Source organism: Amycolatopsis sp. WAC 04197 (assembly GCF_003947475.1).
GTDB lineage: Bacteria > Actinomycetota > Actinomycetes > Mycobacteriales > Pseudonocardiaceae > Amycolatopsis > Amycolatopsis japonica.
The window spans coordinates 56,248-82,149 of sequence record NZ_QHJK01000014.1 but is presented as its reverse complement, the minus strand read 5'-3'; the positions used below and the strand labels follow the sequence as shown (position 1 = coordinate 82,149).

The 25,902-nt window shown below is 70.1% G+C and carries 23 protein-coding genes and 1 riboswitch; of the genes, 16 read left to right on the top strand and 7 right to left on the bottom strand.

Features of this window, described 5'->3' with window-relative positions; translation table 11 throughout:
* Positions 1-272 precede the first annotated feature (272 nt).
* The 5 genes from DMC64_RS37755 (at position 273) to proB (ending at position 6,796) form a co-directional block, all read left to right on the top strand.
* Positions 273-3,329 (top strand): translation initiation factor IF-2 N-terminal domain-containing protein, encoded by a 3,057-nt coding sequence (locus DMC64_RS37755; RefSeq protein WP_125737439.1) that lies wholly within the window; start codon positions 273-275, stop codon positions 3,327-3,329.
* Between the two features lie 173 nt (positions 3,330-3,502).
* On the top strand, positions 3,503-3,817 hold the full coding sequence (rplU, locus tag DMC64_RS37750) for a 50S ribosomal protein L21 (RefSeq protein ID WP_005158538.1): 315 nt from the start codon (positions 3,503-3,505) through the stop codon (positions 3,815-3,817).
* Between the two features lie 38 nt (positions 3,818-3,855).
* Complete coding sequence (gene rpmA / locus DMC64_RS37745; RefSeq protein ID WP_007034782.1) at positions 3,856-4,113, top strand: 50S ribosomal protein L27; 258 nt, start codon at positions 3,856-3,858, stop codon at positions 4,111-4,113.
* A 113-nt stretch (positions 4,114-4,226) separates the two neighbouring features.
* Positions 4,227-5,690, top strand: a complete 1,464-nt coding sequence (gene obgE, locus DMC64_RS37740; RefSeq protein WP_037342724.1) for a GTPase ObgE — start codon at positions 4,227-4,229, stop codon at positions 5,688-5,690.
* Positions 5,687-6,796, top strand: coding sequence for a glutamate 5-kinase (proB, locus tag DMC64_RS37735; protein ID WP_125737438.1), 1,110 nt, complete (start codon positions 5,687-5,689; stop codon positions 6,794-6,796). The genes obgE and proB overlap by 4 nt, the downstream gene beginning before the upstream one ends.
* A 15-nt stretch (positions 6,797-6,811) precedes the next feature.
* Here the strand turns inward: proB and DMC64_RS37730 are convergent, their stop codons facing one another.
* On the bottom strand, positions 6,812-7,441 hold the full coding sequence (locus DMC64_RS37730) for a TetR/AcrR family transcriptional regulator (protein WP_125737437.1): 630 nt from the start codon (positions 7,439-7,441) through the stop codon (positions 6,812-6,814).
* A gap of 92 nt (positions 7,442-7,533) precedes the next feature.
* On the opposite strand from DMC64_RS37730, the gene DMC64_RS37725 reads away from it, so the two are divergent.
* Positions 7,534-8,808 (top strand): NAD(P)/FAD-dependent oxidoreductase, encoded by a 1,275-nt coding sequence (locus tag DMC64_RS37725; protein WP_125737436.1) that lies wholly within the window; start codon positions 7,534-7,536, stop codon positions 8,806-8,808.
* Here DMC64_RS37725 and argS read toward each other — a convergent pair.
* The 3 genes from argS to DMC64_RS37710 form a co-directional block, all read right to left on the bottom strand.
* Complete coding sequence (gene argS / locus DMC64_RS37720; RefSeq protein ID WP_125737435.1) at positions 8,803-10,527, bottom strand: arginine--tRNA ligase; 1,725 nt, start codon at positions 10,525-10,527, stop codon at positions 8,803-8,805. The two genes, DMC64_RS37725 and argS, sit on opposite strands and share 6 nt — an antisense overlap.
* Positions 10,528-10,597: 70 nt before the next feature.
* Positions 10,598-11,884: an MFS transporter gene (locus DMC64_RS37715; protein WP_038517199.1), complete on the bottom strand. Its 1,287-nt coding sequence runs from the start codon at positions 11,882-11,884 to the stop codon at positions 10,598-10,600.
* A gap of 91 nt (positions 11,885-11,975) precedes the next feature.
* Positions 11,976-14,081: a RecQ family ATP-dependent DNA helicase gene (locus DMC64_RS37710; RefSeq protein ID WP_125737434.1), complete on the bottom strand. Its 2,106-nt coding sequence runs from the start codon at positions 14,079-14,081 to the stop codon at positions 11,976-11,978.
* Between the two features lie 161 nt (positions 14,082-14,242).
* On the opposite strand from DMC64_RS37710, the gene nadD reads away from it, so the two are divergent.
* The 7 genes from nadD (at position 14,243) to DMC64_RS37675 (ending at position 20,772) form a co-directional block, all read left to right on the top strand.
* Entirely contained in the window at positions 14,243-14,875 is a 633-nt protein-coding gene (nadD, locus tag DMC64_RS37705) for a nicotinate-nucleotide adenylyltransferase (protein ID WP_125737433.1), read from the top strand.
* Positions 14,876-14,897: 22 nt separating this feature from the next.
* Complete coding sequence (rsfS, locus tag DMC64_RS37700; RefSeq protein ID WP_037342733.1) at positions 14,898-15,302, top strand: ribosome silencing factor; 405 nt, start codon at positions 14,898-14,900, stop codon at positions 15,300-15,302.
* Positions 15,299-15,913 carry a histidine phosphatase family protein gene (locus DMC64_RS37695; RefSeq protein ID WP_037342734.1) on the top strand — a complete coding sequence of 205 codons (615 nt, stop codon included), beginning with the start codon at positions 15,299-15,301 and terminating at the stop codon, positions 15,911-15,913. Before rsfS ends, DMC64_RS37695 begins: the two co-directional genes overlap by 4 nt.
* A 3-nt stretch (positions 15,914-15,916) precedes the next feature.
* Complete coding sequence (gene octT, locus DMC64_RS37690; protein ID WP_037342735.1) at positions 15,917-16,645, top strand: diglucosylglycerate octanoyltransferase; 729 nt, start codon at positions 15,917-15,919, stop codon at positions 16,643-16,645.
* Positions 16,646-16,655: 10 nt separating this feature from the next.
* Positions 16,656-17,501 carry a DegV family protein gene (locus DMC64_RS37685; protein ID WP_125737432.1) on the top strand — a complete coding sequence of 282 codons (846 nt, stop codon included), beginning with the start codon at positions 16,656-16,658 and terminating at the stop codon, positions 17,499-17,501.
* A 146-nt stretch (positions 17,502-17,647) separates the two neighbouring features.
* The gene (locus DMC64_RS37680) at positions 17,648-18,370 is read left to right on the top strand and encodes a ComEA family DNA-binding protein (protein ID WP_037342737.1); all 723 of its coding nucleotides are present in this window, start codon (positions 17,648-17,650) and stop codon (positions 18,368-18,370) included.
* Entirely contained in the window at positions 18,367-20,772 is a 2,406-nt protein-coding gene (locus DMC64_RS37675) for a ComEC/Rec2 family competence protein (protein WP_125737431.1), read from the top strand. Before DMC64_RS37680 ends, DMC64_RS37675 begins: the two co-directional genes overlap by 4 nt.
* Before the next feature lie 35 nt (positions 20,773-20,807).
* Here DMC64_RS37675 and thrC read toward each other — a convergent pair whose 3' ends face one another.
* Positions 20,808-22,073 (bottom strand): threonine synthase, encoded by a 1,266-nt coding sequence (gene thrC, locus DMC64_RS37670; RefSeq protein ID WP_005158594.1) that lies wholly within the window; start codon positions 22,071-22,073, stop codon positions 20,808-20,810.
* Between the two features lie 13 nt (positions 22,074-22,086).
* A riboswitch (SAM riboswitch) is annotated at positions 22,087-22,220 on the bottom strand.
* Positions 22,221-22,355: 135 nt separating this feature from the next.
* On the opposite strand from thrC, the gene holA reads away from it, so the two are divergent.
* Positions 22,356-23,339, top strand: coding sequence for a DNA polymerase III subunit delta (gene holA, locus DMC64_RS37665; protein WP_016332404.1), 984 nt, complete (start codon positions 22,356-22,358; stop codon positions 23,337-23,339).
* Between the two features lie 52 nt (positions 23,340-23,391).
* On the opposite strand, the gene rpsT is transcribed toward holA, so the two are convergent.
* The gene (gene rpsT / locus DMC64_RS37660) at positions 23,392-23,652 is read right to left on the bottom strand and encodes a 30S ribosomal protein S20 (protein ID WP_005158599.1); all 261 of its coding nucleotides are present in this window, start codon (positions 23,650-23,652) and stop codon (positions 23,392-23,394) included.
* A gap of 333 nt (positions 23,653-23,985) precedes the next feature.
* Between rpsT and DMC64_RS37655 the strand changes: the two genes are divergently transcribed.
* Positions 23,986-24,891 (top strand): EamA family transporter, encoded by a 906-nt coding sequence (locus DMC64_RS37655; RefSeq protein WP_125737430.1) that lies wholly within the window; start codon positions 23,986-23,988, stop codon positions 24,889-24,891.
* 23 nt (positions 24,892-24,914) lie between these two features.
* Positions 24,915-25,289 carry a VOC family protein gene (locus DMC64_RS37650; RefSeq protein WP_125737429.1) on the top strand — a complete coding sequence of 125 codons (375 nt, stop codon included), beginning with the start codon at positions 24,915-24,917 and terminating at the stop codon, positions 25,287-25,289.
* On the opposite strand, the gene DMC64_RS37645 is transcribed toward DMC64_RS37650, so the two are convergent.
* A complete protein-coding gene (locus DMC64_RS37645) occupies positions 25,286-25,873 on the bottom strand; it encodes a class I SAM-dependent methyltransferase (RefSeq protein WP_125737428.1) in 588 nt (195 codons plus the stop codon). The genes DMC64_RS37650 and DMC64_RS37645 overlap by 4 nt on opposite strands.
* Between the last annotated feature and the right edge of the window lie 29 nt (positions 25,874-25,902).

The window sequence follows — 25,902 nt, the reverse complement described above, 5'->3', positions numbered from 1 at the left end:
GCCCGGTGGTGTGCTGCACATCCTCCACACGCGTCGCCGCTGTATGCGGCTCGACGACGTGGCGGGCGGCCCGATGTCGCGAACGTGGCCAGCGCTCCGCCGAGCAGACCTTCAGCCGTACGCGGCGCCCGGACAACCCCGGCGCCGTCGCGGTCCGGGCAAGGATTCCCGCTGCTGGTGACCACCACGGCGGAACGAACAGAAAGGGGCCCCTGCGCGGCCGCGTCGAGCCGGTGAGAGCCAGCCGACGCGCCCGGGGGCGGAGGAGATATATGTCGAACGCGGACACACCCGCCGTCACCGGCGGGAATACCGCCACACCCAGCGCAGGCCAGCTGGGCGAACTGCCGCCCCGGATCCGGGTGCACGCGCTGGCGAAGCTGCTGGGATCCAACAGCCGTGAACTGATGGCCAAGCTCGGTGAGCTCGGCGAGACCGTGCGCAGCGCGCAGTCCAGCGTCACCCGCGAAGTGGCACTCAAGCTCGCCGAAGCCCTCGCGGGCGGAGACGAGCCCGAAACGACTCCCGTCGCAGAGGCCCCGGCGGCTCCCGAGCCCGAGCCCGAGGTCAAGGCCGAGGCTGAGCCCGAGCCGGAGCCGGAGCCCGCTCCGCAGGTGGAGGCCCCCTCGCGGCGCGTTCCGCCCGCGCTGGCCGCCCCGGTGACCCCGGAGCCGCCGCAGCCGACGACCAGGCCCGCGAAGGCCGCCGTGCACGTCCCGGTGTTCGCCGCGCCGTCGCCGGTGTTCCTGCCGCCGGAGCCCGTCGCGGCGAAGCCCGCCCGCAAGCCGGAGCCCGCCTTCGCGCCGACCGAGGAACCCGCTTCCGACGAGGACGAGACGCAGGCGGACCAGGCCGAAGGCCAGGGCACCGACGAGGACGGTGACGACGCCAACGGCCGTCGCCGCCGTCGTCGCGGACGCCGTGGCCGTGGCCGGGGCAAGGGCGGCGACGAGGGCTCGGCCGAGTCCGAGAACGAGGACGAGCAGTCCGAAGAGGCGCGAGCCCCGCGCGGCCGTCAGCAGCGCGCGAAGGACAAGGACGCCGAGACCGAAGAGGCCGGCGCCGAGAGCACCGAAGAAGCGTCCACCGAGTCCGATTCGGACAACGAGGGCGATTCGGACAACGGCAGCAAGCGCCGCCGTCGCCGCCGTCGTCGCAAGGGCGGGGACGACGACACCGCCGAGGCCACCAGCGACGACCCGCCCAACACGGTCGTCCACGTGCGCCAGGCCAAGGCCGCCGAGACCGAGCGCCCCGCGCGGGACGAGGTCCGCAGCGTGCGTGGCTCGACCCGGCTCGAAGCCAAGCGCCAGCGCCGCCGGGACGGTCGCGAGGCGGGCCGTCGTCGTGCGCCGATCCTGTCCGAGGCCGAGTTCCTCGCCCGCCGCGAGTCGGTCGAGCGCACCATGGTCGTCGCCGAGAAGGGCGAGTCCACGCAGATCGGCGTGCTCGAGGACGGTGTCCTGTGCGAGCACTTCGTGACGTCGTCGGGCACCGGCTCGATCGTCGGCAACGTGTACCTAGGCCGCGTGCAGAACGTGCTGCCGTCGATGGAGGCCGCCTTCATCGACATCGGCCGCGGCCGCAACGCCGTGCTCTACGCCGGCGAGGTCGACTGGGACGCCGCCGGTCTCGAGGGCAAGGCCCGCAAGATCGAGCAGGCGCTCTCCACCGGCGATTCCGTGCTGGTCCAGGTCACCAAGGACCCGGTCGGGCACAAGGGCGCCCGGCTGACCACGCAGATCTCGCTGCCGGGCCGCTTCCTGGTCTACGTGCCCGCGGGCGGCGCCACCGGTATCTCCCGGAAGCTCCCGGAGAACGAGCGCCGCCGCCTGAAGGACATCCTCAAGCGCATCGTCCCCGAGGACGCCGGTGTGATCATCCGCACCGCGTCCGAGGGCATCAGCGAGGAGGAGCTGGACCGGGACGTCCGCCGCCTCAAGGCGCAGTGGGACGTCATCAAGGAGAAGGCCGAAGCCGGCAACGGCGGCAAGAAGAACAGCGCCCCGGTCATGCTCTACGAAGAGCCGGACCTGCTGGTCAAGGTCGTCCGCGACCTGTTCACCGAGGACTTCGCCAAGCTGGAGATCCAGGGCGACAAGGCTTGGGACACCATCTACAACTACGTGCAGCACGTGGCGCCGGACCTGGCGGATCGCGTCAAGCGGTACACGGGCACCGGTTCGGCCTTCGCCGACCACCGCATCGACGAGCAGATCACCAAGGCACTGGACCGCAAGGTCTGGCTGCCCTCGGGTGGCTACCTGGTCATCGACCGCACCGAAGCGATGACGGTCATCGACGTCAACACCGGCAAGTTCACCGGATCGGGTGGCAACCTCGAGGAGACGGTGACCAGGAACAACCTGGAGTCGGCGGAGGAGATCGTCCGCCAGCTCCGGCTCCGGGACATCGGCGGCATCATCGTCATCGACTTCATCGACATGGTGCTCGAATCCAACCGCGAGCTCGTGCTGCGACGGCTGACCGAATGCCTCGGCCGCGACCGCACGCGTCACCAGGTCGCCGAGGTCACCTCGCTCGGCCTGGTGCAGATGACCCGCAAGAAGATCGGCACCGGGCTGCTCGAGGCGTTCTCGACGCCGTGCGAGCACTGCAAGGGGCGCGGCGTGGTCGTCTCGACCGAGCCGCAGCGCACCGGTGGCGGCGGCAACGGTCACAACCACGGCAACGGCGGCGGTGGCGGCAAGGAGCAGGGCTCCCGCCGGTCCCGCGGCCGGGGCAAGGGTGAGGACCAGGGGCAGGGCCAGAACGAGCCCGCCGCGGCCAAGGTCGAAACGCCTCCGCCCGCCCAGCGCGAGTCGGTGGTTTCGGCGGTCCAGGCCGTGGCCAACGCCACGAAGGCGGCCAAGGGCGAGCACTCGCACGAGGTCACCGAGAACGTCGAGGGCGCCGCGCTGAACGGGCACGCCCCGCAGGCTTCGGAGCCCGTGGCCGAAGCGACCGTCGAGCAGGCGGCCGAGGCGGCCGCTGAGCCGGTCTCCGAGCCGGTCGCCGAGGCGCCCGCGACGGAACTCGCCGGTGAGCCGGTGACGACTCCGGACGACGAGGCTCCGGCCGTGCGCGAGGAAGAGGTCGCCGTCGTCGCGGAATCGGGCCCGGAGCCCGAAGCGCCCGAGGTGCCGGTGACTCCTGAGGCTGTTGTGACAGAAGAGGTTTCCGAGCCCGAGACTCCTCCCGCTCAGGAGGAGCCCGAGCCCGAGGTGGACGTTCCGGCTCCGGCCGTGCGCTCCACCACCCGCCGTCGTCCGCGACGGGCGGCCTCACGGCCGGCCGGTCCGCCGGTCAAGGCGTCAGAAAAGAGCTAGTGAACACCTAGGGGCACCCCGGTGTGATCGCACCGGGGAGCCCCACGTAACCTGTAGAACGGCCCGCCACCTAGAGCGGGCACCTTGCGCAGCATCTGGACCACCCACAGAGAACTTCTGGGTGGGCCGATCACGCAAGCCCCCACCCGTTGTCGAGTAAGCAGGAGACTTCCGTGTCGGCGTACGCGATCGTCAAGACTGGCGGCAAGCAGTACAAGGTGGCCGTCGGCGACGTCGTCGAGGTCGAGAAGCTCGAAGGCGAGCCGGGTACAGAGCACACCTTCCCCGCAGTCCTTTTCGTGGACGGTGGCGACGTCACCACGGACGCCGACGCGCTGGCGAAGGTCTCGGTCACCGGCAAGGTCGTCGAGCAGACCAAGGGTCCGAAGATCCGGATCCACAAGTTCAAGAACAAGACCGGCTACCACAAGCGCCAGGGTCACCGGCAGAAGCTGACCCGCGTCGAGGTCACCGGCATCTCCAAGTAGGACTTTCTCCGGATCTTCGTCAGAAAGAGGATTGAGCCATGGCTCACAAGAAGGGTGCGTCCAGCTCCCGCAACGGTCGCGATTCGAACGCGCAGCGGCTGGGCGTCAAGCGCTACGGCGGCCAGGAAGTCAACGCGGGCGAGATCCTGATCCGCCAGCGTGGCACCAAGTTCCACCCCGGCGTGAACGTCGGCCGTGGCGGCGACGACACGCTGTTCGCGCTGGCCGCCGGTGCGGTCCAGTTCGGCGAGAAGCGTGGCCGCAAGACGGTCAACATCGTGCCGACCGAAGCCTGAGTTCCGGCTTCGAGTTAGAACCTCTGACGAGGGGTGGGGCCGGAATATCCGGGCCCACCCCTCGTTTGTTTTGTGTATCCCCCTTTCTTTTCGCGAGTGAATAGAGGCAAGTCATGGCGTCCCGGTTCGTGGACCGAGCGGTGATCCATCTGGCCGCCGGCGACGGTGGGAATGGCTGCGCCTCGGTGCACCGCGAGAAGTTCAAGCCCCTCGGCGGCCCGGACGGCGGCAACGGCGGCAACGGCGGCGACGTGCTGCTGGTCGTCGATCCGAACGTCCACACGCTGCTCGACTTCCACTTCCGCCCGCACGCCCGCGCCGGCAACGGCAAGCTGGGCCAGGGCGGCAACCGCGCTGGTGCGGCGGGCGAGACGCTGGAGATGCGCGTCCCGTCCGGCACCGTCGTGATGACCGAGGACGGCGAGATCCTGGCCGACCTGGTCGGGCCGGGGACCACCTTCGTCGCCGCCCAGGGTGGCCGTGGCGGCCTCGGCAACGCGGCGCTGGCCTCCAAGGCTCGCCGGGCGCCCGGATTCGCGCTGCTGGGCGAGCCGGGGGAGACCCGCGACCTCGTCCTGGAGCTGCGTTCGGTCGCCGACGTCGGGCTGCTGGGCTTCCCGTCCGCGGGCAAGTCGTCGCTGATCTCGGTGCTGTCCGCGGCTAAGCCGAAGATCGCCGACTACCCGTTCACCACCCTGGTGCCGAACCTGGGCGTGATCACCGCCGGATCGACCGTGTTCACCATGGCCGACGTGCCGGGGCTGATCCCGGGCGCGAGCGAGGGCAAGGGGCTCGGCCTCGACTTCCTGCGTCACATCGAACGCTGCGCCGTGCTGGTGCACGTCGTCGACTGCGCCACTTTCGAGCCCGGCCGCGACCCGCTGTCCGACATCGACGCCCTCGAAGAAGAACTGGCCCGCTACACCCCGAGCCTCGGCGGCGACCTCGCCGACCGGCCGCGGGTGGTGGTGCTGAACAAGATCGACATCCCGGACGCCGCCGAACTCGCCGAGTTCGTGCGCCCGGAACTGGAGGCCCGCGGCCTCAGCGTGTTCGAGATCTCGACCGCGTCGCGGCAGGGGCTGAAGGAACTGACCTACGCGCTCGCCGCCGTCGTCGAGAAGTACCGCGCCGACCAGCCCGCCCCCGAGCCGGCGAAGGTCGTGCTCCGGCCGATGGCCGTCGACGACGCGGGCTTCACCGTCGAACTCGACCCGGAGGAGGAAGGCGCGTTCATCATCCGCGGCTCCCGTCCGGAGCGGTGGATCCGGCAGACCAACTTCGGCAACGACGAAGCCGTGGGTTACCTCGCGGACCGGCTCAACCGGCTGGGTGTCGAGGAAGTACTGGCACGCAAGGGCGCCGTACCGGGCAGCCCCGTCACCATCGGCGACGTCCAGTTCGAATGGGAGCCGTCGACCCCGGCCGGGGTCGCGGTGCACCTGTCGGGCCGGGGCACGGACGTGCGGCTGGAGAACACCAGCCGCGTCGGTGCCGCCGAGCGCAAGGAGGCCCGCCGGATCCGTCGTGACGGTCCGGACGGCGTCGAAGACGAAGACGAGATGGACGACGAGTGAGCTCAACCCGGGTGGCGATCGCCGACGCGAAGCGTGTGGTCGTCAAGGTCGGTTCCTCCGCACTGACCACCGCCGGTGACGGTCTCGACGTGGCCAGGCTGGACACCTTGGTGGACGCGATCGCCGACCGGGTCTCCCGCGGCACGCAGATCGTGCTGGTGTCCTCGGGCGCGATCGGCGCGGGACTCGCGCCGCTCTCGCTCGGCAAACGACCGCGTGACCTCGCCACCCAGCAGGCCGCGGCCAGCGTCGGGCAGCTCGCGCTGGCCCACGCCTACGCCGAGTCGTTCGGCCGGTTTTCGTTGACGGTGGGCCAGGTTCTGCTGACGTCGGACGACGTCGTGCGCCGTGCGCACTACCGCAACGCGCAGAACACGTTCACCCGGCTGCTGGCCCTCGGCGCCGTTCCCGTGGTCAACGAGAACGACACCGTGGCCACCGAAGAGATCCGCTTCGGCGACAACGACCGGCTTGCCGCGCTGGTGGCGCACCTGATCGGCGCCGACGCACTCGTTCTTTTGTCCGATGTGGACGGTCTGTACGACGGGGACCCCCGTGACGGCGCGACCCGCAAGATCGCCGAAGTCGCCGGGGAGTCCGATGTGGACGGCATCACCGTCGGCATGTCGAGTTCCGGGCTCGGCACCGGCGGCATGGTGTCGAAGCTCGCCGCCGCCCGCACCGCCGCCGGCGCCGGGATCCCGGTCCTGCTCGCCGCCGCTTCCGAGGCCGCCCGCGCCCTGACCACCGCCGAGGTCGGCACGGCGTTCGCCGCCGCGGACTCCCGGCTGTCGGCCCGCCGGTTCTGGCTGGGTTACGCCGCGGGCGCGTCCGGGAAACTGCATCTCGACGACGGCGCGGTCGCGGCCGTCGTCCGCCGCCGTCGCTCCCTGCTGGCCGCCGGGATCACCGGCGTCGACGGCGACTTCCAGGCGGGCGACGTCGTCGATCTGGTCGATCTCCGGCAGCGGACCGTGGCGCGTGGCGTCGTGGCCTTCGACGCGGGCGAACTGCCCGACCTCATCGGCCGCTCCAGTCACGACCTGCCCGCGGAGCAGCGTCGCGAGGTCGTCCACGCGGACGACCTCGTTCCCCTCCGGCGCTAGGGCCCAGGCCCGGCGTCAGGGCGAATCGGCGAGGTGGCCGACCAGGCGCGCCAGCTGTTCGCCGTAGGCCTCGGCGAACTCGGCCGACTGGGGATCCTGGCCCGAGACGGCCCGGACGACGCGAGGCAGCGCCAGTGCGGCACTGGACGCGGCCATGAAGATCACCAGCAGGAACGCCGGGTCCAGGTCAGCGGGGAAATCGCCCGCGGCCTGACGCGCTCGCACGTACTCCACCTGCCGCTGGAGGAATTCGCGCTGCCCCTCGACGCCGATCGCGTCGGGGGCGCCGTCGGTCAGGTTCTCCCAGAGGAACAGCTTGGCGAGGTCGTGATCCCGGACTCCCGACCTGGCGAAGAACCGGACGACCTCCGCGAACGGTTTCTCGTGGTCGGCGACCGCGGCGTAGTCGCCGTACATCGTCGCGGTCAGCGCGTTGTACAGCCCTTCCTTGCCGCCGAAGTAGTACGAGATGAGCTGCTTGTTCACGCCCGCTTTCGCGGCGATCTCGCTGACCCGTGCCGCGGCGTAGCCCTTCGCGCCGAACTCGGCCTTCGCCGCTTCCAGGAGCTGGGCCTTCGTGCGCTCGGGATCGCGCTGGCGTTCGACGGGGGCGCGGCGAGGGCTGCGTGGGGCGGCTTCGGACATGCGGTTCAGCTTAGCCGCTGACTCTTTCAAACGTACGGTTGACACTATCATCCGTATGGTTGATAGTTGTCGGCGGAGAGAGGAGAAACCCCATGACCACGAGAATCGCGATCATCGGCGGCGGAACGGGCGGTCTCTGCTTGGCGCAAGGGCTGCGCGAGGCGGGAATCGACGTGTCCGTTCACGAACGCAGCCGCACCCGGACCGAACGTCTGCAGGGCTATCGCGTGCACATCAACCCGCACGGCGCCGCGGCCCTGCACGAATGCCTGCCGCCCGAGCTCTGGCAGCGGTTCCTGGACACCGCCGGCACCACGAGCGGCCCGTTCTCCTTCGTGACGGAGCGGCTGCGCGACCTGATGGTGATCGACGCCGAGCTCACGTCGAGCCCCGATCCCGCGTCGAACCATCATTCGGTCAGCCGGATCAGCCTGCATCAGGTGCTGTCGGACGGGCTCGAAGGAGTTCTGCACCACGGCAAGGAGTTCGTCGGCTACCGCCGTGAAGGCGAGGTGGTCGTCTGCGAGTTCGCCGACGGCAGCACCGTCGAAGCCGACTTGGTCATCGGCGCCGACGGGGCCAATTCCCGCGTGCGCAAACAGTTCCTTCCCGACGCCGAGCGAGTGGACACGGGAATCATCGCGATCGCGGGCAAACATCCGCTGACCGAAGAGACCCGCAAGCGTTTGCCCGCCCGGCTCACCGACGGTCCGAGCATGGTGATGCCGCGTACCGGGGCGGGCTTGTTCACCGCGCCGCACGAGCTGGCCGGCGCCGCGTCGGTGAACGACGAGACAGCGGACTACGACCCCGTTCTGTTCGACAACACCTCGAGTTACATCATGTGGGCGTACGCGGCGGACGACCGGCGCTACCCGAGCGACCTGTCCTCATTGGACGGTGCGGCGCTGCGCGCTCTGGTGCTGGACCTGATCGACGGCTGGGATCCCGCGTTCAAGGAATTGGTCGCCGGCTCGCCTGAGCAGGCGGTCTCCCGGCTGCCGATCTTCACCTCGAAACCCGTCGAGCCATGGCCGACGAGCAACGTCACGTTGCTCGGCGACGCGATCCACAGCATGACCCCGTTCCGCGGGATCGGTGCGAACACCGCGCTCCGGGACGCGCAACTGTTGTGCCGCAACCTCGTCGAAGCCCGCAAGACCGGAGCGGTGCGCTCCGCGGTCGCCGACTACGAGCAGAGGATGCGCGACTACGGCTTCGCGGCGGTGCGCGACTCGGAACGCAGCGCCCGCCAGTTCGTGTCGGAAAACCGGGCGGGTCGCACGATGGCGCGAGGGATGTTCCGCTTCTTCCAGGCGGTCCCTCCGCTGAAGCGCAAGGTCTTCAGCGACCACGGCGACTCATAGCCGGGCGGGGGTGGAGATGCCCAGCAAGGACAGGCCCAGCGTCAACGTCCTCGACGTGAGTTCGGCCAGCAGCAGTCGTGAGTCGCGGACGCCGTCGCCTTCGGCGTCCAGCACCGGGCACTGTTCGTAGAACCGCGAGAAGACGACCGCGGTCTCGTACAGATAAGTGCACAGTTTGTGGGGGAGATGTCCGGCGGTCGCCGCGCCGACCGCTTCGGGGAAGCGGGTCAGCGCGAGTGCCAAGGCACGCTCCGCGGGGTGGCCGATCAAGACCCGCGCGCCGGCGAGGTCCTGATCCGCTTTCGCCAGCACGGAACGGATCCGCGCGTTGGCGTACTGCAGATAGACCGACGTGTTCCCGCTCTTGGCGAGCATCCGGTCCCAGGAGAAGACGTAGTCACGTTCGCGATCGCCGGAAAGGTCGGCGTACTTGATCGCGCCGATCCCGATCGCCTCGGCGACCTCTTCCCTGATTTCGGGGGAGAGGTCGGCCCGGTCGTCGATGACCTCGGCGGCGTGGGAGACCGCTTCGGTGAGCAGGTCGGAAAGCCGGACCGACTCGCCCGCCCGGGTCTTCATGGCGCGGCCGTCCTCACCGAGTACCGAGCCGAACCCGACGTGCTCGGCTCGGTGCTCCTCGCGGAGCCAGCCGGCGGCCCGGCACACGGCGAACACCATCGCGAAATGCTGTGCTTGCGGCGCGCCGACGACGTAGAGCAGATCGGTGACCTCGCGTTGTTCCGTCCAGTACCGCAGGGTCGCGAGATCGGTGGCCGCGTAGCCGTAACCGCCGTCCCGCTTCCGCACGATGAGCGGCAGCGGATCGCCTTCCCGGTTGCGGAAACCGTCGGGAAAGACGCAGACCGCGCCGTCGCTGATCTCGGTCAGCCCGGCGGCGTCCAGGTCGTCCACGACCGCGGCGAGCAACGGGTTGTAGAAGCTCTCGCCGTAGACGTCCTCACTCGCCAGGCCGATCCCGAGGAGTTCGTAGACCTGGGTGAAATGCCGTGTCGATTCGTCGACCAGACGTTGCCACAGCGACAACGTCTCTTCGTCACCGCTTTGCAGGAGCACCACCCGCTCACGCGAGCGGGTCGCGAAGCCGTCGTCGGTGTCGAACTTCGCCCGGGCGGCCCGATAGAAGCCGTTGAGGTCTCCGATCGCGTACGGGCCGGACGGGCGTTCGTCGAGCAGATGCTCGATCAGCATGCCGAACGGAGTGCCCCAATCGCCGAGGTGGTTGTGCGGGACGACCTCATGTCCGGCGAACCGTGACAGCCGGACGATCGCGTCGCCGATGACGGTCGACCGGAGGTGCCCGACGTGCATTTCCTTCGCCACGTTCGGGCTGCTGTAGTCGACGGCGATCCGGCGGGGCCGCGGCGTCGCCGGGACACCCAGCCGTGGGTCGCCGTTGAGCGCGGTCGTCCGTTCGGCCAGCCACGACGAGCGCAGGGTGAAGTTGAGGAAGCCCGGCCCTGCGACCTCCGGAGGTTCGGCGAGATCGGCGACGTCGAGCCGCGCCGCGATGTCGGCGGCGATCTCCCTCGGCGGTTTGCCGAGCCGTTTACCCAGGCTCATCGCGAGATCGCATTGATAGTCGACGCCGCTCTGCGCGGAGACCCGCACCAGGGCTGACGGCGGTTCGAAGTCGGTGACGTAGCGAAGGGCTTTCACCACGCGTCGCGCCAATTCCTCGCTTACATCGCCGAACAACACGGTGTCCCTCCTTCGCGCTCGTCGTAGGAGCGCGAGGGTAGCCACTACCCGCGTCGTCGGCGACGGAGTTTCAGCGCAGGTCGCTGCCCTTGGTCTCCGGCAGGGTCCGGATGACGAAGAACGCGATCACCGCTCCGGCGGCCACGTACCAGAAGAACAGCGTCGAGAGCCCGGCGTCGGACAGTGCCGTGAGCACCAGGGGAGCTGTCCCGCCGAACAACGCGACGGTCAGGTTGTACCAGGCGCCGATGCCCAGGCCACGCAGTTCGGTGGGGAACAGCTCGCTCATGATCGCGGGCGCGATCGACGTCATCGCCGTGTACAGGCAGAGCCCCACGCAGAACACGACCAGCAGACCCGGCAGGCCCGGCCGGACCAAAGTGGACAGCGGGACGATGAGGATCGCGGTCGCCGCCGCCCAGACGAGCAGCTGTGGCTTGCGGCCGAAGCGATCCGACAGGGCGCCCATCGGGTACTGAAGCGCGACGAACAACGCCGTCGCGATCGACAACGCGAGGAACACGTCGACGTCGTCGGCCTTGCGGGTCTTGACCGCGAACGAGGTCAGCGCGCTGAAGAACGTGTAGTAGCAAAGGGTCGACAGCATCGAGAAACCCACGAGCTGCACGACGGCCCGCGGGTGCTCGCGGAGGGTGGTGCGTAGCGGCCGCTCGACCCGGCGCGCCGTCGACTTCTTCTCCTCGAAGATCTCGGTCTCGGCGAGACTGCGGCGCAGCCACAGGCCGATGATGCCGAGAACGCCGCCGAGCAGGAACGGGATCCGCCAGCCGTACGCCGTCAGATCCGCCTTGGACATCGTCCTGGCGAGCACGAAGCCGAGGATCGAGGCGATCAGGACGGCGGAGCCGGTCGAGATGTAGAAGAAGGCGGAGTACCGCCCGCGGCGGGCGGGTGGCGCGATCTCGCCGAGGTACGCCGACGCGTTGGAGACCTCGCCGCCGAGCGACAGGCCCTGCGCCACCCTCGCGAGCAGCAACAGGATCGGGGCCAGCCAGCCGACCTGGTCGAACGTCGGCAGGAGACCGATGGCCACCGAACCGCCCGCCATCAGCACGATGGTCAGGATCATCGCGGGCTTCCGGCCCTTGATGTCGGCGAAGCGGCCGAGCAACATCCCGCCGAGCGGCCGGAAGAAGAACGCCAGCGCGTACGTGGCGAAGGTGTTGATCAACGCCAGCGCTTCATTGCCCTTCGGGAAGAACTCGCTGGCGAAGTAGATGCTGAAGGTCGCGTAGATGGTCCAGTCGAACCATTCCAGCGCGTTCCCGACGCTGGCGGCGAACAACTTCTTCACCGGGAGCCGATGCCTCAGCCGCTCCGTCGTTGCGTCCGCCATCGGCACCTCCGTACTCGCGCGTGGACGGAACCTTGCCAGAAAGTTCCCGCGCGGGAAAGAACCTGTCGAATGTCGGGATCGGGATCCTCGGTTACGAAGTGCTCGCGAGCGCGAACGGCAGAACGGCGCGAGCTCCGGCCTGGCGGAGCAAGCGGGCGGACAGGGTCATCGTCCATCCGGTGTCGATCAGGTCGTCGACCAGCAGGATCGGACCCTCGGTCGAGGCGACCTCGGCGGCGAGCCCTTCGGAAAGGCGGAGGCGATTCCACAGGTCGGCCAGCCGCTGCGCGCTGTTCGCCTGACGCGGGGGCGGCCCCGTCGAAGTCATGGCGCCCAGGTAGTTCAGCCGCCCGATGGACGCCAGTTTCGTCGCCAGACTGTGGACCAGCTGGGGCCGGGTGGCGGACGGCACCTCCACGACCGCGACCGGACGCTCGGACCACTGCCAGCCCTTGAGTACCTCGATGCAGGCTTGGAAGACCGGGTCGGGGAGTTCGGTGTCCACTGCGGACGGTCCGACGAGCTCGCGCAGCCGCGTGCCCCAGCCGACGTCGGTCACCCGACCGACGACCTGGCCCGTTTCGGCCTGCTCGCCCGCCGGCAGCCGTCCGGAGAGCGGGACCTCCAGCCCCGCCATCCCGGTCGGCCACATCTTCCGCGGCGCCACCTCGACCCCCGGACGACGCAACCGCTGCCGGGTGGCGTCGACGACGTCGTCGGAAATCGCGGTGTCCCAATGCTTACCGGTGCAGTTGTCGCACCGTCCGCAGGGCGTCGCCTCCGGATCGTCCAGCTGCTTCCGCAGGTACTCCATCCGGCAGCCGTCGGTTTCGAGGTAGGCCAGCATGGCGTTCTGCTCGTTGGTGCGCGCCGCGCTCACCCGCGCATAGCGTTCCTTGTCGTACCGCCACTCCTCGCCGGTGCCTTCCCAGCCGCCCTTCACCCGGCGGACGGCGCCGTCGACGTCCAGCACCTTGAGGACCATCTCCAGCCGGGACCGGGACAGCTCGACGAACGGTTCGAGCGCGGGTGTCGAGAGTGGACGGTCCGCGTACGCCAGCGCGTTGAGCACCTGGGTCACCCGTAGTTCGTCCGGGAACGCGAGCGAGCCGAAGTACGCCCAGATGTCCTTGTCCTCGTGGCCCGGCAACAGGATCACCTCGGCGCGATCGACGCCACGTCCGGCACGGCCGACCTGCTGGTAGTACGCGATGGGGGAGGACGGAGCCCCGAGGTGGACGACGAAGCCCAGATCCGGCTTGTCGAACCCCATGCCCAGCGCCGAGGTGGCCACCAGCGCCTTGACGTTGTTGTTCAGCAGATCGTCTTCGGCCGCCTGCCGGTCCGCGGGATCGGTCTTCCCGGTGTAGGCGGCGACCGGATAGCCGCGTTCGGTCAGCAGGCCCGCCACGTCGTGGGCGGCGGCGACGGTGAGCGTGTAGATGATGCCGGAGCCCGGCAGTTCCTCCAGATGCTCGGCCAGCCAGGCGAGCCGGGCCTGTGACGTGGGCAGCTTGGCCACCGAGAGGTGCAGGCTTTCGCGGTCCAGGCTGCCGCGCAGGACGAGGGTGTCGCCCCCGTTGCCGATGCCGAGCTGTTCGGCGACGTCGGTCGCCACGCGGTCGTTCGCGGTCGCGGTGGTGGCGAGTACCGGGACGCCGTCGGGCAGGTCCTTCAGCAGTGTCCGCAACCGCCGGTAGTCCGGCCGGAAGTCGTGCCCCCAGTCCGAGATGCAGTGCGCCTCGTCGACCACGAGCAGGCCGGCGCTCGCGGTCAGCTTCGGCAGGACGGTGTCCCGGAAGTCCGGGTTGTTGAGCCGTTCCGGGCTGACCAGCAGGACGTCGACCTCGCCCGCCGCGATCGCGGCCTGGACCTGATCCCACTCCTGCGGGTTCGCGGAGTTCATCGTCGCCGCGTGGATGCCCGCCCTCGCCGCCGCGGAGATCTGGTTGCGCATCAGCGCGAGCAGCGGCGAGATGATCACGGTCGGGCCGTTGCCCCGCTCCCGCAGCAACGCGGTGGCCAGGAAGTACACCGCGGACTTGCCCCAGCCGGTGCGCTGCACGACGAGCGCGCGACGGCGGTGCGCGACCAGCGCCTCGATGGCCGTCCACTGGTCGTCACGCAGCCGGGCGCCCTCGCCCGCCAACGACTGGAGGAGGGTCTCGGCGCGATCCCGGAGAGTCGATGTGTCCACGTCCCCACCTCTACCCCATGCCACCGACGAAGTCGCGACCGGGAAGTCGTGAACGGACCGTTCATCCATGGAACCGACTGTAATGTGATCCAGATCACGCCTGGTCGGTGGGTCCGGCGACCCGAGCGTGAAGCCTCGCGCGCTGTATAGGCTCACGACCCATGTCACCACGCAGGATCGGGGTCATGGGCGGCACGTTCGACCCCATTCACCACGGGCACCTCGTCGCGGCCAGTGAGGTTCAGTCGCGGTTCGCGCTCGACGAGGTCATCTTCGTGCCCACCGGTCAGCCGTGGCAGAAGTCCGACAGGGTGGTCACCCGTGCCGAGGACCGCTATCTGATGACGGTGATCGCGACGGCGTCCAACCCCGTCTTCTCGGTCAGCCGCGTCGACATCGACCGCGTCGGGCAGACCTACACCGTCGACACCCTGCGCGACCTGCGCACGGAGTACCCGGAAGACCAGCTGTTCTTCATCACCGGCGCGGACGCGCTCGAACAGATCCTCACCTGGCGCAACGCCGACGAGCTGTTCGACCTCGCGCATTTCATCGGCGTCACCAGGCCTGGTTACCGCCTCAACTCGCAGCATCTGCCGAGCGGGAAGGTGAGCCTGGTCGAGGTGACCGCGATGGCGATCTCGTCCACCGCGTGCCGTGAACGAGTCGAAGGCGGGGAGCCCGTCTGGTACCTCGTCCCCGACGGCGTGGTGCGCTACATCGCCAAAAAGGACCTCTATCGCAAAGACCGGGGTTCCCCACCGGGTACCCTCGTCGGGCGCACCCGCGAGTAAAGCCATCTGTTTGAGGAGAACTGTGACAGCCACGTCCGAGGCACGAGAGCTGGCCGTAGCGGCCGCCCATGCGGCGGCGGACAAGAAGGCGAGCGACGTGGTCGTGCTGGACGTGTCCGACCAGCTTGTCATCACCGACGCCTTCGTCATCGCGTCCGCGCCCAACGAGCGCCAGGTCGGCGCCATCGTCGACAACGTCGAGGAGCAGTTGCGGCTCAACGGGCACAAGCCCGTCCGCCGCGAAGGCGCCCGCGAAGGCCGCTGGGTCCTGCTGGACTACGTCGACGTCGTCATCCACGTCCAGCACCAGGAGGAGCGCTCCTTCTACGGTCTCGAGCGGCTCTGGAAGGACTGCCCGCGGATCGAGGTCGAAGGTTTGGAGACACCCGCCGAGGAGGACCCCGCCGACGCGCAAGGCGCCTCGTGAGCCCGCGGCGGCTGGTGCTCTGGCGCCACGGCGAGACCGATTACAACGCGGCGGGCCGGATGCAGGGGCATCTGGACTCCGCGCTGACCCAGGTCGGCTGGAACCAGGCCAGGTTCGCCGTTCCCGCGCTCGCCCGGTTCTCCCCGGATCTGGTGATCGCGTCGGATCTGCGCCGCGCGACCGACACGGCCACGGTGCTCACCGAGGCCATCGGCGTCCCGCTGCGCATCGACAAGCGCCTGCGGGAAACCCACCTGGGTGAATGGCAGGGCTTCACCGGCCAGCAGGTCGACGAGGCGTACCCCGGCGAACGTGCCCGCTGGCGCGTCGACGCGACCTGGGCGCCGCCCGGCGGCGAGTCGCGGGTCGACGTCGCCGAACGCGCGCTCGAGGTCGTCGCGGACCTGGATCAGGCCAATTCCGACGCGGGCGACGCGGTACTGCTGGCCACGCACGGCGGCCTGATCATCGCGCTGACCGCGAAACTGCTCGGCCTGCCGGTCGAGTCGTGGCCGTCGCTGGGCGGGATCGCGAACTGCCACTGGGTTGAGCTGACCAGGCGTGACGGCAACTGGCGCCTGGCCGCCTACAACGCGGGAATCACCGGCTGATCCATGGCCCCGCGCCTGCTCGTGTTCGGCGATTCCCTCAGTTTCCACGGTCCGGACGGCCCGCACGCCGCCGACGACGCGCGCCTGTGGCCCAACGTCGCCGCCGAAGCACTCGGTGGTGGCGGCGTGGACCTCGTCGCCGGGTTCGGCTGGACCGCCCGTGACGCCTGGTGGTCGCTGATCGGCGACCCGCGGGTCTGGGCGGATCTCCATCACGTCGACGCCGTCGTCCTGGCCGTCGGGAGTATGGACACGCTGCCCTCGCCCCTGCCCACCTACCTGCGCACCGGACTGCGGTACCTGCGGCCCGACCCGCTGCGGCGAGTGGCGCGCAAGGCGTATCTCGCCGCCCAGCCGCGGCTCGCGATCGCATTTCGAGGACGTCCGGCGGTCCTGCCGTCGAAGCTCACCGTCCAGTACCTCGACACCGCCGTCGGTGCCTTGCGGGCGCTGCGACCGGACCTGCCGGTCTTCGGCATCCTGCCGTCCGTCCACCGGTCCGACGCCTACGGCCGCGTGCACACCGCCCGCGCCGGTGCCGCGGCCGCGATCGCCGCGTGGGGTCGTCGCGCGGACGTCCCGCTGCTGGATCTCGGGGCCGTCGTCGGCGACCACGTGCTGAGCGGACGGGGCAATCCGGACGGGATGCACTGGGGGTGGGAAGGACATGCCGCCGTCGGCGCGGAAATGGCCCGCCTGATGGCCCCGGTGCTCCGCCCCTCGGCAACGTAGGCTGGCTGCCGTGTCGGTCGCCGTAGTCACGGATTCCACCGCCCACCTGCCGGAAGGCTTCGCCGAACGGAACGGGATCCGGGTGGTCCCGCTGCATGTCCTCGTGGACGGCGTCGTCTTCCTCGACGGCGTCGAGATGGGGCCCGCGGCCCTGGCCGAGGCGCTCGGCAAACGCAGCCTGGTGACGACCTCCCGGCCGACACCCGCCGAGTTCGTCAAGGAGTTCCGGGCGGCGCTGGCCGAGGGCGCGGACGCCGTCGTGTCGGTCCACCTGTCCCGGGAGCTGTCGGGGACCTGGGAGGCGGCGGTGCTCGCGGCCCAGGAGGTCGGACCGGACAAGGTGCGCGTGGTCGATTCGCGCAGCACCGCGATGGGACTCGGGTTCGCCGCCTTGCGCGCGGCGGGCGCCGCCGCGGACGGAGCGGATCCGGCCGAGGTGGAGGCGGCCGCGGTCGACGCGGTGAGCCGCTCGGAGACCCTGTTCGCCGTCGAGACCCTCGAATACCTGCGCCGCGGCGGCCGGATCGGCCCCGCGGCCGCCCTGCTCGGCACGGCGCTCGCGGTGAAACCGGTGCTCCACATGTCCGAAGGCCGGATCCAGCCCCTGGAAAAGGTGCGGACGATGAATCGCGCGGTGGCGCGGCTGGTCGAACTCGCCGTGAAGGCGGCCGAAGGCGGGCTCGCCGATATCGCCGTCCACCATCTGGCTTCGCCCGAGCGCGCCGTCGAGCTGGCCAACCGGCTCGAGGAGTCCATCGACTGCCCGGAAGGGTGCGTGGTCTCGGAAATCGGCGCCGTCATCGGGGCCCACACCGGACCCGGGGTGCTCGGTGTGGTGATCCAGCGCGTGGGTTAGGGAAACCCGCCAGCGTCCCATACGGTCCCGACGGAAAACGGTGATCCGGCCTCGGCCGCGGCCGAGTTGTCCACAACACCCCACTTGTCCACAGCCTCGGGATTCTCCACTGCCGCCCGCCGTCCCCGCTCCGTAGCGTCGTTCACGTGTTCGACCAAACCGCCCGGTCACCGGGTCCCTCCGTCAACGCCAGGCTGGCGTGGCTGGCCGCGCAGCTGTCGTCGCCCACCCAGGGCCCGCCCGCGGGCAGGCTCGCACGCCGCTGGGTGCCCGCCCGGTTCACGGCGGACGGGATTCCGGTGAACCGGCGGTGGTTCGCCGTGGTGGCCGTGCTGATCGCGGTGGCCGTGATCGTGGCCGGAGCGATCGCCTTGTTCGGACACCGGCCAGGGGCGGAGACCGTGCCGCCCCTGCCGTCGGCGAAGGCCGCCGGAGACGTCCCCGCCGCGGCGGGCAAGGCGCCTCTGGTGGTCAGCGTCGTCGGCCGGGTACTCAGACCCGGCCTGGTCACGATCCCTCCGGGCGCACGGGTCGCCGATGCCCTCACGGCGGCCGGTGGGGCACAGCCCGGAACGGATCTGACCGGAGTGAATCTGGCCCGGCGGCTCACCGACGGTGAGCAGGTGGCCGTCGGTGTCCCCGTTCCGGCCGCGGCCGGAACGGCGGCACCGACGGGGAAGCTCGACCTGAACACGGCCACGGCCGAGCAACTCGACACGCTGCCCGGGGTCGGCGAGGTGATGGCGAAACGCATCATCGACTGGCGGTCCGGGCACGGCGGGTTCACCACCGTCGAGCAACTCCGTGACGTAGAAGGGATCGGCGAAAGCAAGTATCGAAAATTCCGGGAATTGGTGTCCGTCGGATGAACCCGTCCGCCGATCCGTCCGAAGTGGACACCACGTCGTGGCGAGGTCAGGACCTGCGGTTGTTACCGGCCGCGGCGACGGCCTGGCTCGGCACTCTTTCCGGACTTCTCGCCGGCTGGTGGATCACGATGCTCTGCGGTGCGGCCGCCGTGGTGCTCGCGATCATCGCCGGTGTCCGTGCCCGCCGGACGGCGTCCCGGTGGGTGGCGGGCCTGGGTGCCCTGGCGGTCCTCGGCGTGCTCACCGCCGGCCCGGTGGCGCTGCGGATCCGGGCCGCCGAGCACGACGACCTCCGTGCCGCCGCCGCACGGGGGAGTGACGCCACCACGAGGGTGGTGGTCACCGAGCGGCCACGTCCGGTCCGCGGTGCCGGATACGCCGATCGCCGGGCGGGCACCCGCCTGGTGGTCATCGCCGCGACGGTGGATGCCGCGGTGACGGGCGAGCGGGCGGTGGATTCGGCCGGCCGGATCCTCCTGCTCGCTCCCGCCGAGGGGTGGAAGGACCTGCTGCCCGGGCAGCAGGTCACCGCCTCCGGGCGGCTCGCGCCGGCGAAGGGGGCCGAACTGACGGTCGCGGTCCTCTCGGTGCGAGGCCCGCCGTCGGACGCCGGACCGGCGCCCTGGTGGCAGCGAGCCGCGGAGTCGCTGCGCACCGGGCTCCGGGAACTGTGCGCCGTCCTCCCGGAGGAAGAGGCCGGTCTCGTGCCCGGACTGGTCGTGGGGGACACGAGCACGCTCTCCCCGAGGGTGGAACACGAGTTCACCGACTCCGGCATGTCCCACCTGATGGCCGTGAGCGGTGGGAACGTGGCGATCGTCTGCGGCTCGATCCTGCTCCTGCTGAGAGTGCTCCGGGTCGGGCCGCGGACGTCCGCCACCGCGGCCGCCGTGGGGCTGGCCGGGTTCGTGGTCCTCGCCGGGCCCGCGCCCAGCGTGCTCCGCGCCGGGGTGATGGGGGCGGTCGGGCTGCTGGCGCTGGCACTGGGGCGCCGGGGTTCGGCGCTGCCCGCGCTGGCGTTCGCGGTGGCCGGGCTCGTGGTGGCCGATCCGGCGATGGCCGCCGACTTCGGGTTCGCGCTTTCGGTGCTCGCCACGGCCGGGCTCGTACTGCTGGCGCCGAAATGGGCGGAGTGGCTGGTCGGACGCGGCGTTCCGGCCGGTTACGCCGAGGGGCTGGCCATCCCGCTGGCCGCGTTCGTGATGACTGCGCCGGTCATCGCGGGCATGGCGGGATCGGTCAGTCTCGTCTCGGTGCTGACCAACGTGCTCGCCGCGCCGGTGGTCGCCCCGGCCACCGTGTTCGGCGTGCTCGCCACCGCCCTCGGACCGTGGTGGCCGTCGGCGGGACGGCTGCTGGTCCGCTTGACCGAACCCGAGGCGAGCTGGCTCATCACCGTGGCCCGCCACGGCGCCCGGGCGCCGGGAGCCGTCGTGGACTGGCCGGATGGCTGGTGGGGCGGGCTTTTGGCGGCCGGACTGCTCGCCGTGCTGCTCGTCGTCATCCGGTTGCGGCACGGGCGGATCCTGCTGGCGATCGCGTTGGCCACCGGATTGGTCGTCTTCGTACCGGTGCGGGTGCTGGCACCGGTGTGGCCACCGCCGGCGTGGAACGCCGTCGCCTGTGACGTCGGACAGGGCGATGCCGTCGTCCTCGCCACGGGTGAGCAGGGGAGGGCGGTCCTGGTCGACACCGGGCCGGAACCGGGTCCGGCGGACGAATGCCTGAGCAGGCTCGGCGTGGACCGCGTGCCGCTGATCGTGCTGAGTCATCTGCACGCCGACCACATCGGCGGTCTCGGATCCGTCTTCGAGGGCCGGTCGGTCGGTGCGGTCGCCGTCGGCTCGGGACGGGCTCCGGCCTGGGCGTGGCAGCAGGTCGCGGACGAGACCGCGCGGCGCGGGATTCCCTTGCTGGAGCTGGAGATCGGACAACGGCTGGAATGGCAGGCGTTGTCACTCGACGTACTGGGACCGCGTTATGTCACCCGGCGCTCGGTCCGTGAACAGGACGGCACGGTGATCAACAACGGTTCGGTCGTCCTGCGCGCCGGGACCCCGGCGGGCCGGATGCTGCTGACAGGCGACATCGAGCTCGCCGCGCAGTCCGACCTGATGGCCGAGGGCGCCGATCTGCGTGCCGAGATCCTGAAGGTCCCGCATCACGGAAGTCGTTACACGGCACCGGATTTCCTCAACGCCGTCGCACCGCGGGCCGCGTTGGTGAGCGTCGGTGCCGGAAACACCTACGGTCATCCGAACAAGTCCACTTTGGACAGCCTGGTGGCCGTCGGCGCGTCGGTCGCCAGGACGGACACGGACGGCGACACCGCGGTGGTCGCGGACGGGCGAGGCCTCGCCCTGGTACGCCGGGGTGAGCCCCGCGGCCCGCCTCGTTCCTGAGGCGGGCCGGCGGGAACTCAGATGCCCAGCGCCCTTCAGATACCCAGAGCTTCGCGGACCGCGTCGGCCGAGGCGCTGACGGTGGCCTTCGGGCCGATCTTGTCCTCGACGGCGTCGAGGGTCTTGAGGCCGTCGCCGGTGATCAGCAGGACGATCTCCTCGTCCGGGTTGAGCTTGCCGGTCTCGATGAGCTTCTTGGCCGTCGCGACGGTCACGCCGCCCGCGGTCTCGGTGAAGATGCCCTCGGTGCGGGCGAGCAGCCGGATGCCCTCGACGACCTCTTCGTCGGTGACGTCTTCGATCGCGCCACCGGTGCGGTTGACCACGTCGAGGACGTAGGGGCCGTCGGCCGGGTTCCCGATCGCCAGCGACCGGGCGATCGTGTCCGGCTTGACCGGCTGGACGACGTCGTGACCGGCCCGGAAGGCCGCCGAGACGGGGGAGCAGCCGGTGGCCTGCGCGCCAAACACCTTGTACGGCGTCTCGTCGACGAGGCCGAGCTGACCGAACTCGCGGAAACCCTTGTCCACCTTGGTGAGCTGGGAACCGGAGGCGATCGGCACCACGATCTGGGAGGGAAGCCGCCAGCCGAGCTGTTCGGCGACCTCGAAGGCCAGCGTCTTGGAACCTTCCGAGTAGTAGGGCCGGACGTTCACGTTGACGAACGCCCAGCTCTCCTGCTCGGCGGCGAGCTGGGTGGCGAGCCGGTTCACGTCGTCGTAGTTGCCGTCGACCGCGATCAGGTCGCCGTCGTACACGGCGGTGGTGAGGATCTTGGCGCGCTCGAGGGTCTTCGGGATCAGCACGACCGACCGCCAGCCCGCGCGGGCCGCCGCGGCGGCGACGGCGTTGGCCAGGTTGCCGGTCGACGGACAGGCCAGCACGTCGAATCCGAATTCGCGGGCGGCGGCCAGCGCGACGGCGACCACGCGGTCCTTGAACGAGTGGGTGGGGTTCCCGGTGTCGTCCTTGACCCAGACCTTCTTGACGCCCAAGGCTTTCGCGAGCCTGTCGGCCTGGATGAGCCGGGTGGCGCCGGGTTCGGTGTTGGGGATCTCTTCGACGTTCGACGGAACGGGAAGGAGCTTCTTGTAGCGCCAGATGTTCTTCGGTCCGGCTTCGATGTCCTCGCGGCGCACGCGGCCGAAGTCGTAGGCGACTTCGAGCGGCGAGAAGTCCTCGGCGGAAACGAATTCGGGGGCGAGCGGCTGCCGGTGTCCCTCTTCCTTCGACACCAGTTCGACGGCCGGTCCGAGATCCGGGGTCTTGGTGGTGGAGGTCGTGCCGAGGGTTGCGGTCATCGCGAGGTTCCTTTCCTCATCTGCCCCGCCGGTGGCGGGCCGGAATTGGCACCGTGTTCGTCAGCTATCCCGCGATCGCGGGATGACAGGCTGACGCCGGTTGCCGGGGCTTCATCGGGCCGTTCCCTCTGCCCCTCTGGATGAGCGGTATTCGATTGTCGGCACGCGCGTCAGCGCGTCGCCTCGCCAACACCGTACGACATGAGCCTCAGGTGGGGCCACCGTGCCCGGAACACATCACCGGACAAAGCACACGAGAGGACGAGTGGCAGGATCGTCACCGTGACGACGCAAGCTTCCGCCCCATCGCCGCTGGTCCTGGTTCTCGGTGAGGAAGAGCTGCTGATCGAACGTGCGGTCCGCAGTGCTTCGGACGCGGCCAAAGCGGCCGATCCGACGGCGGATCTCACCCGGATCCGGGTGTCGGACCTCACAGTCCCGGCGCTCGCGGAAATGGTCAGCCCTTCGCTGTTCGCCGAGGGCAGGGTGATCGTCCTCGAATCCGCGCACGACATCTCGCAGGAGCTCGCCGACGGGGTGATGGCCTACGTCAAGGCGCCCGCCGACGGCATCGTGCTCGTCGTCGTGCACAGCGGAGGCGGCCGGAGCAAGGCCGCGAAAGGGCTTCCAGCCGCCTTGAAAAAGGCGGGCGCGGAAGTCGTCGAATGCCCGAAGCTGACCAAGGCCGCCGAGCGGGAATCCTTTGTCCGCAACGAGGTCCGCCGGGTCGGCGGGAAGATCGACGGTGCGGCCGTGCTCGCGTTGATCGACGCCGTCGGCTCGGATCTGCGCGAGCTGTCGTCGGCGGCGACCCAGCTCGTCGCGGACGCCGGCGGGGCGGTCGACGAGCAGGCCGTCCGGCGCTACCACCGTGGCCGAGCGGACGTGAACGGTTTCGCCGTCGCCGAGAAGGCCGTCGCCGGCGACAAGGCGGCGGCGCTGGAGTCGCTGCGCTGGGCGATGCAGCTGGGCGTACCGCACGTGCTGGTCGCGGACGCGCTCGCCGACGCCGTCCGCACGATCGCGCGGGTGTCCGGCGCCGGTCGCGGCAACCCGAATCAGATGGCGGGCGAGCTGGGGATGCCGCCCTGGAAGGTGCGCAAGGCGCAGGGGCAGGCCCGCGGCTGGGGGCAGGACGGTCTGGCCACCGCGATGCGCGTGGTCGCCCGGCTCAACGCCGAGGTCAAGGGCGTGGCGGCCAACCCGGAGTACGCCTTGGAGCGCGCGGTCCTGGAGGTCGTCGACGCCCACGGCACAAGCCGCTGAGAACGGCGAAGGGCCCCGGCGACGCGAGTCGCCGGGGCCCTTCGAAAGCCGATCAGAGAGAGTTCGCGCGCTTCGCGAGCGCGGACTTCTTGTTGGCGGCCTGGTTGGCGTGGATGACGCCCTTGGTCACGGCCTTGTCCAGCTTCTTGGCCGCGTCCTTCTGCAGCTCCAGGGCCTTGGCCTTGTCACCGGCGTCGGCGGCCTCGCGGAACTTGCGGATCGCGGTCTTCACCGAGGACCGGATCGCCTGGTTGCGCTGACGCGCCTTCTCGTTGGTGGTGATGCGCTTGATCTGCGACTTGATGTTGGCCACGGGGGCGCTCCTCTTGAATCTCTCGGTGGTTTCACCGCCGCGCTGTGACCGGCCCTGCGTGCTCGTGGGAGCGGCGCGGGTTTCCTCCATGACGGAATGCCACACGACGGTGAAAGGCAAGCTTAACAGCCGTCCCGGCACGGCTCGCGCCAGCCTCGGGAGGGCTGCTTACGGTACGGTGAAGATCGTAGTGCCTAGGGTTCCGCCGCCTGCCCGTTCAGCGAAAACACACAATCAGGGCAGACGGGACCGGTCCGAGCGGCACCATCGGCGGAGCCGGAAGCGCCGCCGTTCATCTGACGGGACAAAAGCCTGGAGGACCGGGTTTTCCGCATGCGCGGAAAACGTGAAAGGTCCGCTGTGAACGCCACCGCTCTGTCCTTCGTCGTCATCGCCGCCGTCGTCCACGCGGGTTGGAACCTCGCCGCCAAGCGGATCCGCCGCGGCGGAGCCAGGTTCGTCTGGGCGTACTACAGCCTTTCCGCGATCCTGCTCGTCCCCGTCATGGCGGTCTCGCTGGCCGTGGAACCACAACGTCCACAGTGGACCTGGCTGTTCGCCGCCGTGGTCACCGCCGTGTTCCATGTCACGTACGGCATCGTCCTCCAACGGGGATACGCCGTCGGCGATCTGTCCGTCGTCTATCCCGTCGCCCGCGGGACCGGGCCGCTGATCTCGGTGCTCGCCGCCGTCGTGCTGCTCGGCGAGCGGCCGGGGATCCTCGGCTTGGTGGGCGCGTTCCTCGTGGTCGCCGGGGTGCTGGTGATCGGGACCGGGCGGGCACCGGCCCACGCCGACGCCGCCGACCGTGTCGCTCGCCGCAAGGGCCTGTTCTACGGCCTGCTGACCGGTCTCACGATCGCCGCCTACACGCTGTGGGACGCGCATTCGGTCACCGGACTCGGGGTCCCGCCGATCGTGTACTTCGGAACCGGCGCGATCGTGCAGAGCCTGCTCATGGCGCCGTACGCGCTGAAGGACCGCGAGGAGATCTCGTGGCTCTGGCGCGAGCACAAGCGCGAGGTCGTCATCGTCGGCGTGTTCTCGCCCGTCGCCTACCTGCTGGTGCTCTACGCCCTCCAGGTCGCCCCGGTGAGCCTCGTCGCGCCCGCGAGGGAGCTGAGCATCGTCTTGGGCGGTATCGCCGCCTGGCTGGTCCTAGGGGAGGCGAACGCCGTCCGCCGGCTGGCCGGGTCGGTGGTGGTGCTGGCGGGTATCGCCGCGATTGCGATGGCCTGAACCCATCCGGTAGGGATTGAGCCATGGACGTGCTGAGCAGCAGGGTGCTGATCCACCCGAAGGACCTCGACGTGTCGACGGCGTTCTATCGGGACACCCTGGGCCTGGCCGTCGACAAGGAGTTCCCCGGCGGGACGGTGTTCTTCGCCGGGAACGGGTCGATCGAGATCGTCGGTACCGGAGAGACCGGCCCGACGCCTGACGTCGCCTTGTGGCTCCAGGTCCGGGACCTGCCCGCGGCGCTCCAGGAACTCGCGGAGAAGGGCTTGGAACCGGTTCGCGGCGCGCGGCGCGAGCCCTGGGGGCTGGACGAGGCGTGGATCGCCGACCCGGACGGCACCAGGATCGTGCTGGTCGAGGTGCCGCGTGAGCATCCACTGCGCACCGACCCGCGCTAGGCGAGTGGCTTGATCGCGCGCAGCTGAGCGGCGAGGGAGGCGCCGAAGCCCGGCGGGTCCCAGGTCCAGGTCTGCAGATCGACGAAACCGGCGGCGGCCGCCTCGTCGGCCAGCTCGTGCCGGGACACCGGCAACCACTTCTCGTGCGACGAAAGCAGCAGCCTGCCGCCGGGGCGCAGCACCCGGAACAGTTCGGCGAACCCGGCCGGCCGGTCGTCCCACAGCTGCACGTTGTTGACGCTCAGGACCACGTCGACGCTGTCGTCGGGCTCACCTGTGGCGTCCGCGGTGCCCTGCCGCAGCTCCACTTCGTCGCCGCAGCGGCGGCGGGATCGCGCGAGCATCTCCTGCGACGGGTCGACACCGATCGTCCGGGCCGCGCGTTCGGCCGTGGCCTGCAGGCCGATTCCGGGGCCGGGGCCGACCACCAGGGCGGTCTCGGTGGACTCGATCGACGCCAGCTCGACGACGCGAAGCTCGGTGGACGCGTTGCCGTGCGCCATCGCCCGCCCGCCGAACCGGCCGAGCAGTCCCCGGGGACGACCGAACGTCCGGTCGAGCATTTGGGACAGTGAAGTACTCATACTTCGAGGGCACCACAGCTCATCACGGG